The following is a 13,655-nucleotide window of genomic DNA, read 5'->3' as shown; positions in this document are numbered from 1 at the left end:
CAAGACCAGGACCCCGCCGCCCGCGCCCCCGCGGCGCAGCCGTCCCGTCGCGCCGCCCACGGCGGGCCCGGTGGTGCCGCAGCCGCGGCTGGACCAGATCCTGGAGCCCGCGGCCTTCCGCCATCCGCGTGCCAACCGCGAGGCCGCCCTCGGTGCCTCGGTGGTGGCCTTCGAGTTCAAGCGCGCGCGCCGCCGCAACATCGGCTTTATGGTCGGCCCCGAGGGGCTGGTGGTGAGCGCGCCCAACTGGGTGCCGCTGTCCGAGGTCGACGCGGCGGTGCAGTCCAAGGCGCCGTGGATCCTGAAGAAGCTGGGCGACGCCAGCGATCGCCGCCGCCGCATGGACGAGGCCCGCATCGAGTGGCGCGACGGCGCCAGCTTCCCCTTCCTGGGCGAGAACGTGATCGTGGTGCTGGACCCGCGCCATGCGAGCGCCGGCGCGGTGCTGAACACGGCCGGCGAGGCCCTGCCGGGCGTGGCCCGCCACATGCTCCACGTGGGCCTGCCGCACACGGCCAGCGAGGCCCAGATCCGCGACGCGGTGCAGGCCTGGCTGATGCGCCAGGCCACGCGCATCTTCACCGAGCGCCTGGACCACTTCGCCGCCCAGCTCGGCGTGCGCTGGACGCGCCTGCTGCTGTCCAACGCGGGCACGCGCTGGGGCACCGCGCACTCGGACGGCCGCATCCGGCTGCACTGGCGCCTGGTGCACTTCCGCATGGCCGTGATCGACTACGTGGTCGCCCACGAGCTCAGCCACCTGCGCGTGATGGACCACAGCCCGCGCTTCTGGGAAACCGTGGCGACCGTGGTGCCCGATTACGCCCGCCTGCGCGGACAGCTGCGCGAAGAGCCGCTGCCGCCCTGGTAGCCGGCTGAACGCGCCCGCAGGCTGTCGATGCAGGGTCGACTCACACTCCGCGAACGCCTGGTCGTGCTGGTGGCGGCCGCCCTGCTGCCGGTGGGCGGGCTGTCGCTCTGGGTCGCCCTGCGCGAAAGCCACGCGGCCGCCGAGCTGGCCCGCGCCCAGCTGCGGCTCTCCGCCTCGCTGCTGGCCTCCAACGAGGACCGCCTGATCACGGCGACCGAACAGTTGCTGCGGGCCATCGCCGCCGTGCCCGGGCTGGGCGCGGGCAGCGGCAGCGGCTGCCAGGCCTTCTTCCGCCAGCTGCGGGACCGCTACGGCGTCTACACCAACATCGGCCTGGCCGCGCCGGACGGCCACGTGGTCTGCCATGCGCTGGAAGCCCAGAGCGGGCCCACCAGCGCCGCCGGGCGCGACTACTTCCAGCGCGCCCTGGCCAGCGGCGATTTCGTCATGGGCCAGCCCGTCACCGGCCGCGTCTCGGGCCTGCGCGGCCTGCCGTTCGCGCTGCCGCTGGTCGACGGCGGGCGCGTCACCGGCGTGCTCTTCGCGCTGGCCAACCTCGAGCAGGCGGCCGACCAGATGAAAGGCGTGCGCCTGCCGCCCGACGCCGACGTGGCGGTGTCCGACCGGCAGGGGCGCCTGCTCATGGCCTGGCCGGCGGGCGAGGGCGATGCGCCCTCCACGCTGTCGCCGGTGCTGCCCCCGCTCTCGGGCGAGGCCGAGGTCCGCGACGCCGCGGGCGAACGGCGTGTCTACGCCTTCGGCCAGACCCGCCAGGTGCAGGGCGACGGCCTGGTGGTGCGCGTGGGCCTGGCGCGGCCGCTGCTGGGCGTGGGCGCGGCGCAGCGCATGCGGGACGTGGCCGCCGCCGCCGGCCTCACGCTGGCCGCCATGCTGCTGCTGGCCTGGTGGCTGGGCGGGCGCTTCATCCTGCGCCCCACCGACCGGATCCTGCGCGCGGTGCATGCCTTCGAGCAGGGCGACCTGGGCGCCCGCGTCCCCATGCACGAGGACAGCCGCATGGAGCTGTCGCGCATAGGTGCCGCCTTCAACCGCCTGGCCGATTCGCTGCAGGGCCGGCAGGAGGCCCTGGAGGCCGAGCTGCAGCGCAGCCACCACACCCTGGGGCTGCTGGACCTGGTGCTCAACAGCATGCAGGAGGCGCTGCTCGCGGTCGGCCCCGACGGTGAGCGCCTGCTGTCGAACCGGGCCGCGGGCCAGCTCTTCCCGCAGGTCGCGGAGGCGCCCGGGACGGGCTGGTTCCAGGCCCTGGGCTTCTTCGGGCCGGATGGCGAGACACCGCTGCCCGCGGCGGCCACGCCGCTGGCGCTCGCGGCCGCCGGCGGCACCGGGCAGGCGCTGGTGTTCCTGCGCAATGCCCAGGTGCCCGAGGGCCGGCTGGTGCAGTGCAGCTGGCAGCCGATCGGCGGCGGCCCGCCGGCTGTCGGCGGCCTGGTGGTGTTCACCGACTTGACCGAGAAGCGGCGGCTCGAGGTCGAGCAGCTGGGCCACCTGCGCGAGCTCGAGGAGGCCCGCGCCAAGCTGGAGGAAGCCCAGCGCATCGGCCGCATGGGCCACTGGGAAGAGGACCCGGTCAGCGGGCGGCTGTGGTGGTCGGACGAGGTCTTCGTGCTGTTCGGCATGGACCCCACGACCTTCGACTTCAGCCGCCGCTCCTTCCTGCGCCATATGCACCCCGAGGACCGCGGGCTGTTCGCGCCCACGCGCCTGGCCGCGCTGCGCGAGGGCCGGCTGGTGGAGACCGAGTACCGCGTGCTGCGCCCCGACGGGCGGCTGGCCTGGATGCACGAGATCGCCAAGCCCCGGCTGGACGCGGCGGGCGAGCCGACCTGGCTCTCCGGCGTGGTGCAGGACGTGACCGAGCGCAAGCTGCAGGAGCAGGCCCTGCGGGCGGGCGAACAGGCCATGCAGCGCTTCTCGCTGATGCTGCAGCGCGCCGCCGAGGCCGCGCCCACCATCACCGCGCGGCCCACCGTGGAGGGCGTGGTCGACGAGCTCTGCGGCCAGGTGCGGCGCGTGCTGGGCGCGCGCGAGGCGCGGCTGCGCACGGACCTGCCGCCCGGGCTGCCGCTGGCCGATGCCCAGGCGATGACGCTGCCCCTGTGCGGCGCCGACGGGCGCGTCATCGGCAGCCTGCAGATCACCGGCAAGCACGAGGGCGAGTTCGACGAGCGCGACCTGTCGGTGGCGCTGGAGCTGTCCCAGCTGGCGACGGTGGCGATCCGCAATGCGCAGCTGCTGGCCCAGGTGCGCGAGCTCAACGCCGGGCTGGAGCAGCGCATCGCCGAGCGCACCGCCGAGCTGTCGCGCCAGGAGCGCCTGTTCCGCGCCCTGGCCGAGCAGGCGCCCGAGGTGGTGTGGAACACCGACGCAAGCGGCGCAGTCACCTTCCTCAACCGGGCCTGGTATGCGCTGGTGGGCGGCAGCCCGGCCGACTCCCTGGGGCTGGGCTGGCTGCAGGCGGTGCATCCCGAAGACCGCGACGCCGTGATCGCCAACTGGGAGCGCTCGCGCGGCAGCCGCGCCCCGTACTCGGGGACGCGCCGCTTCCTGGGGCGTGACGGCCACTGGCACACCATGTCCTACCGGGCCACGCCCATCCTGGACGAAGCCGGCAACCTGGTGTCCTGGGTCGGCATCGACGCCGACGTCAGTGGCCTGAAGGCCATCGAGGCGGCGCTGCGCACCTCCAACCAGGAGCTGGAAGCCTTCTCGTACTCGGTCTCGCACGACCTGCGGGCGCCGCTGGCCGCCATCGCCGGCTTCAGCCAGGCGCTGCAGGGCCGCCTGGGCCAGGACGACCCGCGCGTGCAGCACTACCTCGCGCGCATCCTGGCCGGCGTGCACAAGATGGAGCGCCAGATCGAGGCCATGCTCTCGCTCTCACGCGTGACGCGTGCGCCCCTGGAGTGGACCACGGTCGACCTGAGCGCCGCGGCGGAGGACACGCTGGAGGCGCTGCGCATGGCGCAGCCGGAGCGCGTCGTGCACGCGCAGGTCCAGCCCGGGCTCGCCACCCCCGGCGATCCGCGGCTGCTGCGCGTGGTGCTGGAGAACCTGCTGGGCAACGCCTGGAAGTTCAGCGCCGGCGTGCCCGAGGCGCGCATCGAGTTCGGCCATGACCCGGACCAGCAGGCCTGGTTCGTGCGCGACAACGGCGTCGGCTTCGACATGGCCTACGCAGGCAAGCTGTTCAACGCCTTCCACCGCCTGCACACCGAGGCCGAATTCCCGGGCACGGGCGTGGGCCTGGCGACAGTGCGCCGCATCGTGGCGCGCCACCTGGGCCGGGTCTGGGCATCGTCGGCGCCGGGCCGGGGCACCACGGTCTACTTCTCGCTGCCGGAGGCCCCCCCGGCCTGGGACGCGGTGGCCGAGGCCGGCCGCGCCTGAGCGCCGCCCGCGCCGGCCCTAGGCCGGTGCGAAGCGCCAGGTGCCCGCGGCGTCCTGCATCCGCCGCAGGCGGCCCGCGAACCACAGCATGTGCAGGTGGGCGATGGCCTCGCCCATGGCGAAGGTGATCTGGTGCAGGTCCAGCGGCCGCTTGAACAGCACCGGGAGCACGTCGTGCGCCGATTGCGGCGTGCGTGCGCAGGCCTCCTCGACCTCCACCAGGCGCTCCGCGTGGTGGGTGTGCAGCTGCGACAGGCGCTCGCGGATGCCGTGGAAGGGCTTGCCGTGCGAGGGCAGCACCAGCGTCTCTTCCGGCATGCCCGCGAAGCGGTCGATGGAGGCCAGGAAGGCCTGCAGCGGGTTGGACTCGGGCTCCAGCTCCCACACGCTCACGTTGGTGGAAATGCGAGGCAGCAGCATGTCGCCGCTGATCAGCAGGCGGGCCTGCGGGCAGTGCAGCGCGATGTGCTCCGGCGCGTGGCCGAAGCCGGCGATGCAGTGCCAGCCGCGGCCGCCGATCTCCACCACCTGGTCGTCCTGCAGGCGGCGGAACTGGCGCGGCACGCGCGGCACCATGCTCGGGTAGTAGCTGGTGCGGGCGCGGATCTTCTCCAGCGAGTCCGCGTCGCGCAGGCCGTGCGCCTCGAAGAAGTCCGCGGTCGCCGGGCCGCCGTTGCCGGTGGTGGAGCGCGAGGCCTCGCGCGCCGCGTAGTAGTCGGTGGCGCTGATCCACAGCGGCGCGTTCCAGCGCTCGCACAGCCACCAGGCCAGGCCGACGTGGTCCGGGTGCATGTGCGTGACGATCACGCGCAGCACCGGCAGGCCGCCGAGCTCCTTCTCGAAGATCTGCTCCCACAGGGCCTGGGTCTCGTCCCGGCTGATGCCGCAGTCGACCACGGTCCAGCCCTCGCGGCCGTCGATGCGGTCGCGCAGCAGCCAGAGGTTGATGTGGTCCAGCGCGAAGGGCAGGCCCATGCGCAGCCAGCGCACACCCTCGGCCACCTCCAGGGTCTGGCCGGGCGCGGGCAGGGCGTCCCCGAACGGGTACTGCAGTCGTTGTTCCAGGGCATTCATGGGGCGGGGATCCTGATTGACGTTGACGTAAACGTCATATGTAATCGCCATTCTAGGGCGGCGCCACGCGTGCGCTGTCCCCCACGCGCAAGGCCCCATGGCGACTTCACCCACGTACACCATCAGCGACCTCGCCCGCGAGTTCGACCTCACCACCCGGGCGATGCGCTTCTACGAGGACATGGGCCTGCTGCAGCCCGAGCGCAGCGGCCCCGGCGGGCGCAACCGCATCTATTCGGCGCGCGACCGCACTCGCCTCAAGCTCACCCTGCGCGCCAAGCGCCTGGGCCTGTCGCTGTCCGAGGCGCGCGAGATCATCGACATGTACGACAGCCCGCGCGACACCGGGCCGCAGCTGCGGAAGTTCCTGGCCATCCTGGCCCAGCACCGCAAGCAGCTGGAAGAGCAGATGGCCGACCTGCAGGCCAACCTGGACGAGGTCAAGGTGCACGAGAAGGAAGCCCGCTCCCTGCTGGCCCGCATCGAGAAGGGCCGGCAGGCGGCCTGAGCCGCTGCGGCATAATTGACGTTTACGTAAACGTCAATCGAGGGACGCCATGGCCGACACCGCCTTCCAGCCCGCCACGCCCGACTTCGAGCGGCGGGTGCGCGAGAGCTTCGGCCTGCAGGCGGCCATGGCGACGCTGGGCGCGACCCTGGCCGAGGTGACCCCGGGGCGGGCCGTGATCGAGCTGCCCTTCGACGCCCGCCTGACCCAGCAGCACGGCTTCCTGCACGCGGGCATGATCGCCACCGCGCTGGACTCCGCCTGCGGCTATGCGGCCTTCAGCCTGATGCCGGCCGACGCCGGCATCCTCACCATCGAATACAAGATCAACCTGCTCGCCCCGGGACGCGGCCAGCGCTTCCGCATGGAAGGGCTGGTGGCCAAGCCCGGCCGCACCATCACCGTGGTCGAGGGCCGGGCCTTCGCGATCGACGAAGGCCGCGAGAAGCTCATCGCCACCATGACGGCGACCGAGATGACCATCACCGGACGCGACGGCGTGCGGAACTGAACGACACCAGGAGACCCCCCATGCACCAGCTTCCCGGCCTGAACTTCCAGCTCGGCGAGGACATCGACGCCCTGCGCGAGGCCGTGCGCGACTTCGCGCAGGCCGAGATCGCGCCGCGCGCCGCCGAGATCGACCGCAGCGACCAGTTCCCCATGGACCTGTGGCGCAAGATGGGCGAGATCGGCGTGCTGGGCATCACCGTGCCCGAGGAACTCGGCGGCGCGGGCATGGGCTACCTGGCGCACATGGTCGCGATGGAGGAGATCTCGCGCGCCTCCGCCTCGGTGGGCCTGTCCTACGGCGCGCACTCCAACCTGTGCGTGAACCAGATCAAGCGCAACGGCACCGACGCGCAGCGCCGCAAGTACCTGCCCAAGCTGATCAGCGGCGAGCACGTGGGCGCGCTGGCCATGAGCGAGCCGGGCGCCGGCAGCGACGTGATCAGCATGAAGCTCAAGGCCGAGGAGAAGAACGGCTACTACCTGCTCAACGGCAGCAAGATGTGGATCACCAACGGCCCGGACGCCGACACGCTGGTGGTCTACGCCAAGACCGAGCCCGAACTGGGCGCGCGCGGCGTGACCGCCTTCCTCGTCGAGAAGGGCATGAAGGGCTTCTCCATCGCGCAGAAGCTGGACAAGCTGGGCATGCGCGGCAGCCACACCGGCGAGCTGGTGTTCGACAACGTCGAGGTGCCGGCCGCCAACTTGCTGGGCCAGGTGAACGGCGGCGCCAGGGTGCTGATGAGCGGGCTGGACTACGAGCGCGCGGTGCTGGCCGCGGGACCGCTGGGCATCATGCAGGCCGTCATGGACAACGTGGTGCCCTACATCCACGACCGCAAGCAGTTCGGCCAGAGCATCGGCGAGTTCCAGCTCATCCAGGGCAAGGTCGCCGACATGTACACGGTGCTGCAGGCCGGCCGCGCGTTCTGCTACACGGTGGGCAAGAACCTGGACATGCTGGGCAGCGAGCACGTGCGCCAGGTGCGCAAGGACTGCGCCTCCGTCATCCTGTGGTGCGCCGAGAAGGCGACCTGGATGGCGGGCGAGGGCATCCAGATCTTCGGCGGCAACGGCTACATCAACGAGTACCCGCTGGGCCGCCTGTGGCGCGACGCCAAGCTCTACGAGATCGGCGCGGGCACCAGCGAGATCCGCCGCATGCTCATCGGCCGCGAGCTGTTCGCCGAAACCATGTGAGCCCGCGCGGCGCGGCGACAATCCAGACATGACCACCATCCACGACCTCTTCTCCCACAACCGCGCCTGGGCTGCGCAGATGGAGAAGGACCGTCCCGGCTTCTTCACCAGCCTGGTGAAGCAGCAGACGCCCAAGTTCATGTGGATCGGCTGCAGCGATTCGCGCGTGCCCGCCAACCAGATCACCGGCCTGGAGCCGGGCGAGGTGTTCGTGCACCGCAACGTCGCCAACGTGGTGGTGCACTCCGACCTGAACGCGCTCTCGGCCATCCAGTTCGCGGTCGACATGCTGAAGGTGCAGCACATCATGGTCGTGGGCCACTACGGCTGCGGCGGCGTGATGGCGGCGCTGAACAACCAGCGCGTGGGCCTGGCCGACAACTGGATCCGCCACATCCAGGACGTGCGCGACCGCCACTGGGACATGCTGGAGGCGCTGCCCGAGGCGCACCGCGGCGACGCCCTGGTCGACCTGAACGTGATCGAGCAGGTGGTGAACATCTCCGTCAGCACCGTGATGACGGACGCCTGGGCCAAGGGCCAGAAGGTCACCATCCACGGCTGGACCTTCGGCGTGCACGACGGCCTGCTGCAGGACCTGCACATGTCGGTCGCCAGCCACGACGGCATCGCCCCGGCCTACCGGGCGGCCATGGAGGGCGTGGTGGCGGCCCGCCGCTAGCGCAAGCCCATGGCGGTCTTTCCGCAGCGCCTGGATTCGCCGCTCGCCTACGAGGTCGCGCGGGCGCTGCTGGACGGCTTCAACCGCCACTACCGGCTGTTCCGTGCCGAGTCGGCGGCGGCCAAGCAGCGCTTCGAGGCCGCCGACTGGCACGCCCAGCAACGGGCCCAGCGCGAGCGCATCCAGTTCTACGACCTGCGGGTGCGCGAAGCCGTGCGCCGCCTGGAGACCGAGTTCCGCGCCGGCGAGCAGCCCATGGACGTGTGGCAGCAGGTCAAGCTGCACTACATCGGGCTGCTGGTGGACCACCTGCAGCCGGAGCTGGCCGAGACCTTCTTCAACTCGGTCACCACCAAGATCCTGCACCGCACGCACTTCCACAACGACTTCATCTTCGTGCGGCCCGCGGTGAGCACGGAGTACATCGAGAACGACGAGCCGGCCGCGGCGCCCACCTACCGCTCCTACTACCCCACGCGGGAGAGCCTGGTCGACACCCTGGTGCGCATCGTCGACAACATGCGGCTGCAGCGGCCCTTCGAGGACCTGCCCCGCGATGCGCAGCGGGTGGTCGCGGCGCTGGGCGCGCGCCTGGCGCCGACCCGGCTGCGGGCCAACTTCCAGATCCAGGTGCTGTCCTCGCTCTTCTACCGCAACAAGGGCGCCTACCTGGTCGGCAAGGTGATCAACGGCTTCAACGAGCTGCCCTTCGCGCTGCCCATCCTGCACGGCGAGGACGGCCGGCTGCGCATCGACGCCTGCCTGATCGGCGAGGACGACCTGCTCTCGCTGTTCTCCTTCGCCCGCGCCTACTTCATGGTCGACATGGAGGTGCCGGCGGCCTACGTGCAATTCCTGCGCGCGCTGATGCCGCGCAAGCCGCGCGCCGAGATCTACAGCGCGCTGGGCCTGGCCAAGCAGGGCAAGACCCTGTTCTACCGGGACTTCCTCAACCACATGCGGCATTCCAGCGACCGCTTCCGCATCGCGCCCGGCATCAAGGGCATGGTGATGCTGGTGTTCGACCTGCCGTCCTTCCCCTACGTCTTCAAGCTGATCAAGGACCGCTTCCCCGCGCCCAAGGAGACCACGCGCGAGGACGTGCAGGCCAAGTACCTGCTGGTCAAGCAGCACGACCGCGTGGGCCGCATGGCCGACACGCTGGAGTACAGCGAGGTCGCCTTTCCGCGCGCGCGCTTCGAGGACGAGCTGGTGGAGGAGATCCGCCGCTTCGCGCCCAGCCTGCTGGAGATCAGCGACCGCGACGGCGACGGCGAGGAGGAGGTGATCCTCAAGCACCTCTACATCGAGCGCCGCATGATCCCGCTCAACATCTACCTGCAGGAGGCCTTCGAGGCCCTGCGCGCGCAGCCGGGCACGCCCGAGGCGCAGCAGGCCCTGGCGCAGGTGGAGCGCGCGGTCGTCGAGTACGGCAACGCCATCAAGGACCTGGTGGCCGCCAACATCTTCCCCGGCGACATGCTGTGGAAGAACTTCGGCGTCACCCGCAACGGCAAGGTCGTGTTCTACGACTACGACGAGATCGAGTACCTCACCGGCTGCAACTTCCGCGCGGTGCCGCCGCCGCGCTGCGAGGAGGACGAGATGGCGGGCGAGCCCTGGTACTTCGTCGGCCCGCGCGACGTGTTCCCGGAGACCTTCGGCCCCTTCCTGCTCGGCCACCCGGCGGTGCGCGAGGTGTTCATGAAGCACCACGCCGACCTGCTGGAGCCCGGCTTCTGGCAGGGCCACAAGGAACGCATCCTGTCGGGCGACGTGCTCGACGTCTTCCCCTACGAGCGCGAACGGCGCTTTCCCGTTCACTGAACCACTGTCCCAAGGAGATCACCATGACCGATTCCATCGTCATCACCGGCGCCGCCCGCACCCCCATGGGGGCCTTCCAGGGCGACTTCAGCGCGCTGGCCGCGCACGACCTGGGCGGCGCCGCCATCCGCGCCGCGCTGGAGCGCGCGGGCGTGCCCGGCGACGCCGTCGGCGAGGTGCTGTTCGGCAACTGCCTGATGGCCGGCCAGGGCCAGGCCCCGGCGCGCCAGGCCGCCTTCAAGGCCGGCCTGCCCAAGAGCGCGGGCGCCGTGACCCTGTCCAAGATGTGCGGCTCCGGCATGAAGGCCGCCATGTTCGCGCACGACATGCTGCTGGCCGGCTCGCACGAGATCATGGTGGCTGGCGGCATGGAGAGCATGACCAACGCGCCCTACCTGCTGCTCAAGGGCCGCGGCGGCTACCGCATGGGCCATGACAAGGTCTACGACCACATGATGCTGGACGGCCTGGAGGACGCCTACGAGCCCGGCCGCGCCATGGGCACCTTCGGCGAGGATTGCGCGGCCAAGTACCAGTTCACGCGCGAGGCGCAGGACGCCTTCGCCGTGGCCTCGGTCACCCGCGCCAAGAAGGCCACCGAGAGCGGCGCCTTCGCCACCGAGATCACCCCGGTGACCGTGAAGGACCGCGCCGGCGAGCGCGTGGTCGCCATCGACGAGGGCCCGGGCAAGGTCAAGCTCGACAAGATCCCCACGCTGCGCCCGGCCTTCAAGAAGGACGGCACCATCACCGCCGCCTCCAGCTCCAGCATCAACGACGGCGCGGCCGCGCTGGTGATGATGAAGGAGTCCACCGCCAGCCGCACCGGCAGCAAGCCCATCGCCCGCATCGTCGGCCACGCCATGCACGCGCAGGAGCCGGGCTGGTTCACGACCGCCCCGGTGGGCGCGGTGCAGAAGCTGCTCGCGAGGACCGGCTGGAAGGTCTCCGACGTGGACCTGTGGGAGGTGAACGAGGCCTTCGCCGTGGTGCCCATGGCGCTCATGGCCGAACTGAAGGTGGCGCACGAGATCGTCAACGTCAACGGCGGCGCCTGCGCGCTGGGCCACCCCATCGGTGCCTCGGGCGCGCGCATCATGGTCACGCTGATCCACGCGCTCCAGGCCCGCGGCCTCAAGCGCGGCATCGCCACGCTGTGCATCGGCGGCGGCGAGGGCACGGCGGTCGCGATCGAACTGCTCTGAACCCCGTCCCCTGCCACGGCACCCCGGCGGGTGCCGTGGCGCTGCCCGGCCCTTCGCGGCCCCGGAGCCCCCCATGCTTTTGACGACCGACCAGGAAATGATCCGCGACGCGGTGCGCGCCTTCGCGCAGGAGCAGCTGTGGCCAAACGCGGCCCGCTGGGACCGCGAGCACTGCTTCCCGCGCGAGGCCCACCGAGGGCTGGCCGCGCTGGGCGCCTACGGCATCTGCGTGCCCGAGGAACTCGGCGGCGCCGGGCTGGACTACCTCACGCTGGCCCTGGTGCTGGAGGAGATCGCCGCCGGTGACGGCGGCACCAGCACCGCGATCAGCGTGACCAACTGCCCGGTCAACGCCATCCTGATGCGCTACGGCAGCCCGGCCCAGCAGGCGAAGTGGCTGCGGCCGCTGGCCCAGGGCGAGATGCTGGGCGCCTTCTGCCTGACCGAGCCGCACGTGGGCAGCGACGCCTCGGCGCTGCGCACCACGGCCCGCCGCGAGGGCGACCATTACGTGATCGACGGCGTCAAGCAGTTCATCACCAGCGGCAAGAACGGCGACCTCGCCATCGTCGTCGCGGTCACCGACAAGGCGGCGGGCAAGAAGGGCATCAGCGCCTTCCTCGTGCCCACGCGCACGCCGGGCTACACCGTGGCGCGGCTGGAGGACAAGGTCGGCCAGCACTCCAGCGACACGGCGCAGATCCGCTTCGAGGGCTGCCGCATCCCGGTGGACCACCGCATCGGCGAGGAGGGCGAGGGCTACCGCATCGCGCTGTCGGCGCTGGAGGGCGGGCGCATCGGCATCGCGGCGCAGAGCATCGGCATGGCGCGCAGCGCGCTGGAGGTGGCGATCCGCTACGCCAAGGAACGCGAGAGCTTCGGCACGGCGATCTTCAACCACCAGGCGGTGGGCTTCCGGCTGGCCGACTGCGCGACGCAGCTGGAGGCCGCGCGCCAGCTGGTGTGGCACGCGGCGGCGCTGCGTGACGCCGGCCGGCCCTGCCTGAAGGAGGCCGCCATGGCCAAACTCTTCGCCAGCGAGGTGGCCGAGCAGGTCTGCAGCGCGGCGATCCAGACCCTGGGCGGCTACGGCTACGTGAGCGACTTCCCGGTCGAGCGCATCTGGCGCGACGTGCGTGTGTGCCAGATCTACGAGGGCACCTCGGACGTGCAGAAGATCCTCATCCAGCGCGCGCTGTGAGCCGCGCCGCCGGAACCGCCACGCCGGCTGGCGGCTGCCCCTGTGGCCGGCCGCTGGCGTACGCCGCCTGCTGCGGCCGCTTCATCGAGGGCGGCGAGGCCGCCCCGGACGCCGAGTCGCTCATGCGCTCGCGCTACACGGCCTTCACCCGCGGGGCCGAGGCCTACCTGCTGGCGACCTGGCACCCGTCCACCCGCCCGGCCCGTGCGATCGAGGAGGGCGGCGTGAAGTGGCTGGGGCTCACGGTGCAGGGCCATCGCGCGCTGGACGCGGACCATGCCGAGGTCCGCTTCGTGGCGCGCTTCCGCGCCGGCGGCGGCCCGGCCGGGCGGATCGAGGAATGCAGCCGATTCGTGCGCGAAGGCGGGCGTTGGTACTACCTCGCCGCCGCGCCGGGCGACGCGGGCGCCTGAACCCGCACGCGTCCGGAAGCGGCACGCGATGGCCTGCGCTACCATGGCCGCATGCCCCGTTTCGATGCCGTTCTCTTCGACTGCGACGGTGTGCTCGTGGACAGCGAGCGCATCACCAACGGCGTGCTGCGCGACATGCTGGAGGAACTGGGCTGGAAGCTCAGCCGCGAGGAATGCATGCGCATCTTCGTCGGCAAGGCGGTGAAGGACGAGGCCGGCCTGATCGAGGCGCGCACCGGCCAGCCGCTGACCGAGGAATGGATGACGCGCTTCCGCGAGCGCCGCAACGAGGGCCTGGCCCGCGAGGTGCAGCCCATCGCCGGCGCGGTGCAGGCGGTGGAGGCCATCGCGGCGCGCCTGCAGGGCCGTATCGCCGTCGCTTCGGGGGCGGACCGCTTCAAGGTCGAACTGCAGCTGCAGCGCTGTGGCCTGTGGCCCTTCTTCGAGGGCCGCGTCTACAGCGGCCACGAGACGCCGCGTTCCAAGCCGGCCCCGGACGTGTACCTCGCGGCGGCCGCCGGCATCGGCGCGGACCCGGCGCGCTGCCTGGTGGTGGAAGACACCGTGACCGGCGTGACGGCCGGCGTGGCCGCGGGCGCGACGGTGTTCGGCTACTGCCCGCCCGAGGCCGGGCACGACGCCCCCGAGGCGCTGCAGCGGGCGGGTGCCCAGCGCATCTTCACCGCCCTGCAGCACCTGCCGGCGATGCTGGACGACTGAAGCCCGAGCCGACCATGGACGAACCGAGCC

Annotated in this window: 12 protein-coding genes; 11 read left to right on the top strand and 1 reads right to left on the bottom strand. The window is 71.6% G+C overall.

Annotated elements, in window-relative coordinates; genetic code table 11:
* Both IM725_RS17995 and IM725_RS17990 read left to right on the top strand, forming a co-directional pair.
* Nucleotides 1-871: M48 family metallopeptidase (locus tag IM725_RS17995; RefSeq protein WP_193782018.1), on the top strand; the 871-nt coding region annotated here is incomplete at its 5' end.
* Between the two features lie 27 nt (nucleotides 872-898).
* A complete protein-coding gene (locus tag IM725_RS17990) occupies nucleotides 899-4,282 on the top strand; it encodes a PAS domain-containing protein (RefSeq protein WP_193782017.1) in 3,384 nt (1,127 codons plus the stop codon).
* Nucleotides 4,283-4,300: 18 nt separating this feature from the next.
* On the opposite strand, the gene IM725_RS17985 is transcribed toward IM725_RS17990, so the two are convergent.
* Nucleotides 4,301-5,356 (bottom strand): MBL fold metallo-hydrolase, encoded by a 1,056-nt coding sequence (locus tag IM725_RS17985; RefSeq protein WP_193782016.1) that lies wholly within the window; start codon nucleotides 5,354-5,356, stop codon nucleotides 4,301-4,303.
* Between the two features lie 97 nt (nucleotides 5,357-5,453).
* Between IM725_RS17985 and IM725_RS17980 the strand changes: the two genes are divergently transcribed.
* The 9 genes from IM725_RS17980 (at nucleotide 5,454) to IM725_RS17940 (ending at nucleotide 13,625) form a co-directional block, all read left to right on the top strand.
* Nucleotides 5,454-5,864 carry a MerR family transcriptional regulator gene (locus tag IM725_RS17980; RefSeq protein ID WP_193782015.1) on the top strand — a complete coding sequence of 137 codons (411 nt, stop codon included), beginning with the start codon at nucleotides 5,454-5,456 and terminating at the stop codon, nucleotides 5,862-5,864.
* Nucleotides 5,865-5,913: 49 nt separating this feature from the next.
* Nucleotides 5,914-6,375, top strand: a complete 462-nt coding sequence (locus IM725_RS17975) for a PaaI family thioesterase (protein WP_193782014.1) — start codon at nucleotides 5,914-5,916, stop codon at nucleotides 6,373-6,375.
* A 20-nt stretch (nucleotides 6,376-6,395) separates the two neighbouring features.
* Nucleotides 6,396-7,577 carry an isovaleryl-CoA dehydrogenase gene (locus IM725_RS17970; RefSeq protein WP_193782013.1) on the top strand — a complete coding sequence of 394 codons (1,182 nt, stop codon included), beginning with the start codon at nucleotides 6,396-6,398 and terminating at the stop codon, nucleotides 7,575-7,577.
* Between the two features lie 28 nt (nucleotides 7,578-7,605).
* Nucleotides 7,606-8,259, top strand: coding sequence for a carbonate dehydratase (gene can, locus IM725_RS17965; protein ID WP_193782012.1), 654 nt, complete (start codon nucleotides 7,606-7,608; stop codon nucleotides 8,257-8,259).
* A gap of 9 nt (nucleotides 8,260-8,268) precedes the next feature.
* Nucleotides 8,269-10,086, top strand: coding sequence for a bifunctional isocitrate dehydrogenase kinase/phosphatase (aceK, locus tag IM725_RS17960; protein WP_193782011.1), 1,818 nt, complete (start codon nucleotides 8,269-8,271; stop codon nucleotides 10,084-10,086).
* 23 nt (nucleotides 10,087-10,109) lie between these two features.
* On the top strand, nucleotides 10,110-11,291 hold the full coding sequence (locus IM725_RS17955) for an acetyl-CoA C-acyltransferase (protein ID WP_193782010.1): 1,182 nt from the start codon (nucleotides 10,110-10,112) through the stop codon (nucleotides 11,289-11,291).
* A 73-nt stretch (nucleotides 11,292-11,364) separates the two neighbouring features.
* Nucleotides 11,365-12,492: an acyl-CoA dehydrogenase family protein gene (locus IM725_RS17950; protein ID WP_193782009.1), complete on the top strand. Its 1,128-nt coding sequence runs from the start codon at nucleotides 11,365-11,367 to the stop codon at nucleotides 12,490-12,492.
* On the top strand, nucleotides 12,489-12,905 hold the full coding sequence (locus IM725_RS17945) for a YchJ family protein (RefSeq protein WP_287065165.1): 417 nt from the start codon (nucleotides 12,489-12,491) through the stop codon (nucleotides 12,903-12,905). The genes IM725_RS17950 and IM725_RS17945 overlap by 4 nt, the downstream gene beginning before the upstream one ends.
* 51 nt (nucleotides 12,906-12,956) lie before the next feature.
* On the top strand, nucleotides 12,957-13,625 hold the full coding sequence (locus IM725_RS17940) for an HAD family hydrolase (protein WP_193782008.1): 669 nt from the start codon (nucleotides 12,957-12,959) through the stop codon (nucleotides 13,623-13,625).
* Nucleotides 13,626-13,655 lie beyond the last annotated feature (30 nt).

The sequence above is a fragment of the Ramlibacter aquaticus genome (assembly GCF_015159745.1).
Lineage (GTDB): Bacteria > Pseudomonadota > Gammaproteobacteria > Burkholderiales > Burkholderiaceae_C > Ramlibacter > Ramlibacter aquaticus.
The sequence above is the reverse complement of the archived record's forward strand: the minus strand, read 5'-3'. Positions and strand labels throughout refer to the sequence as shown.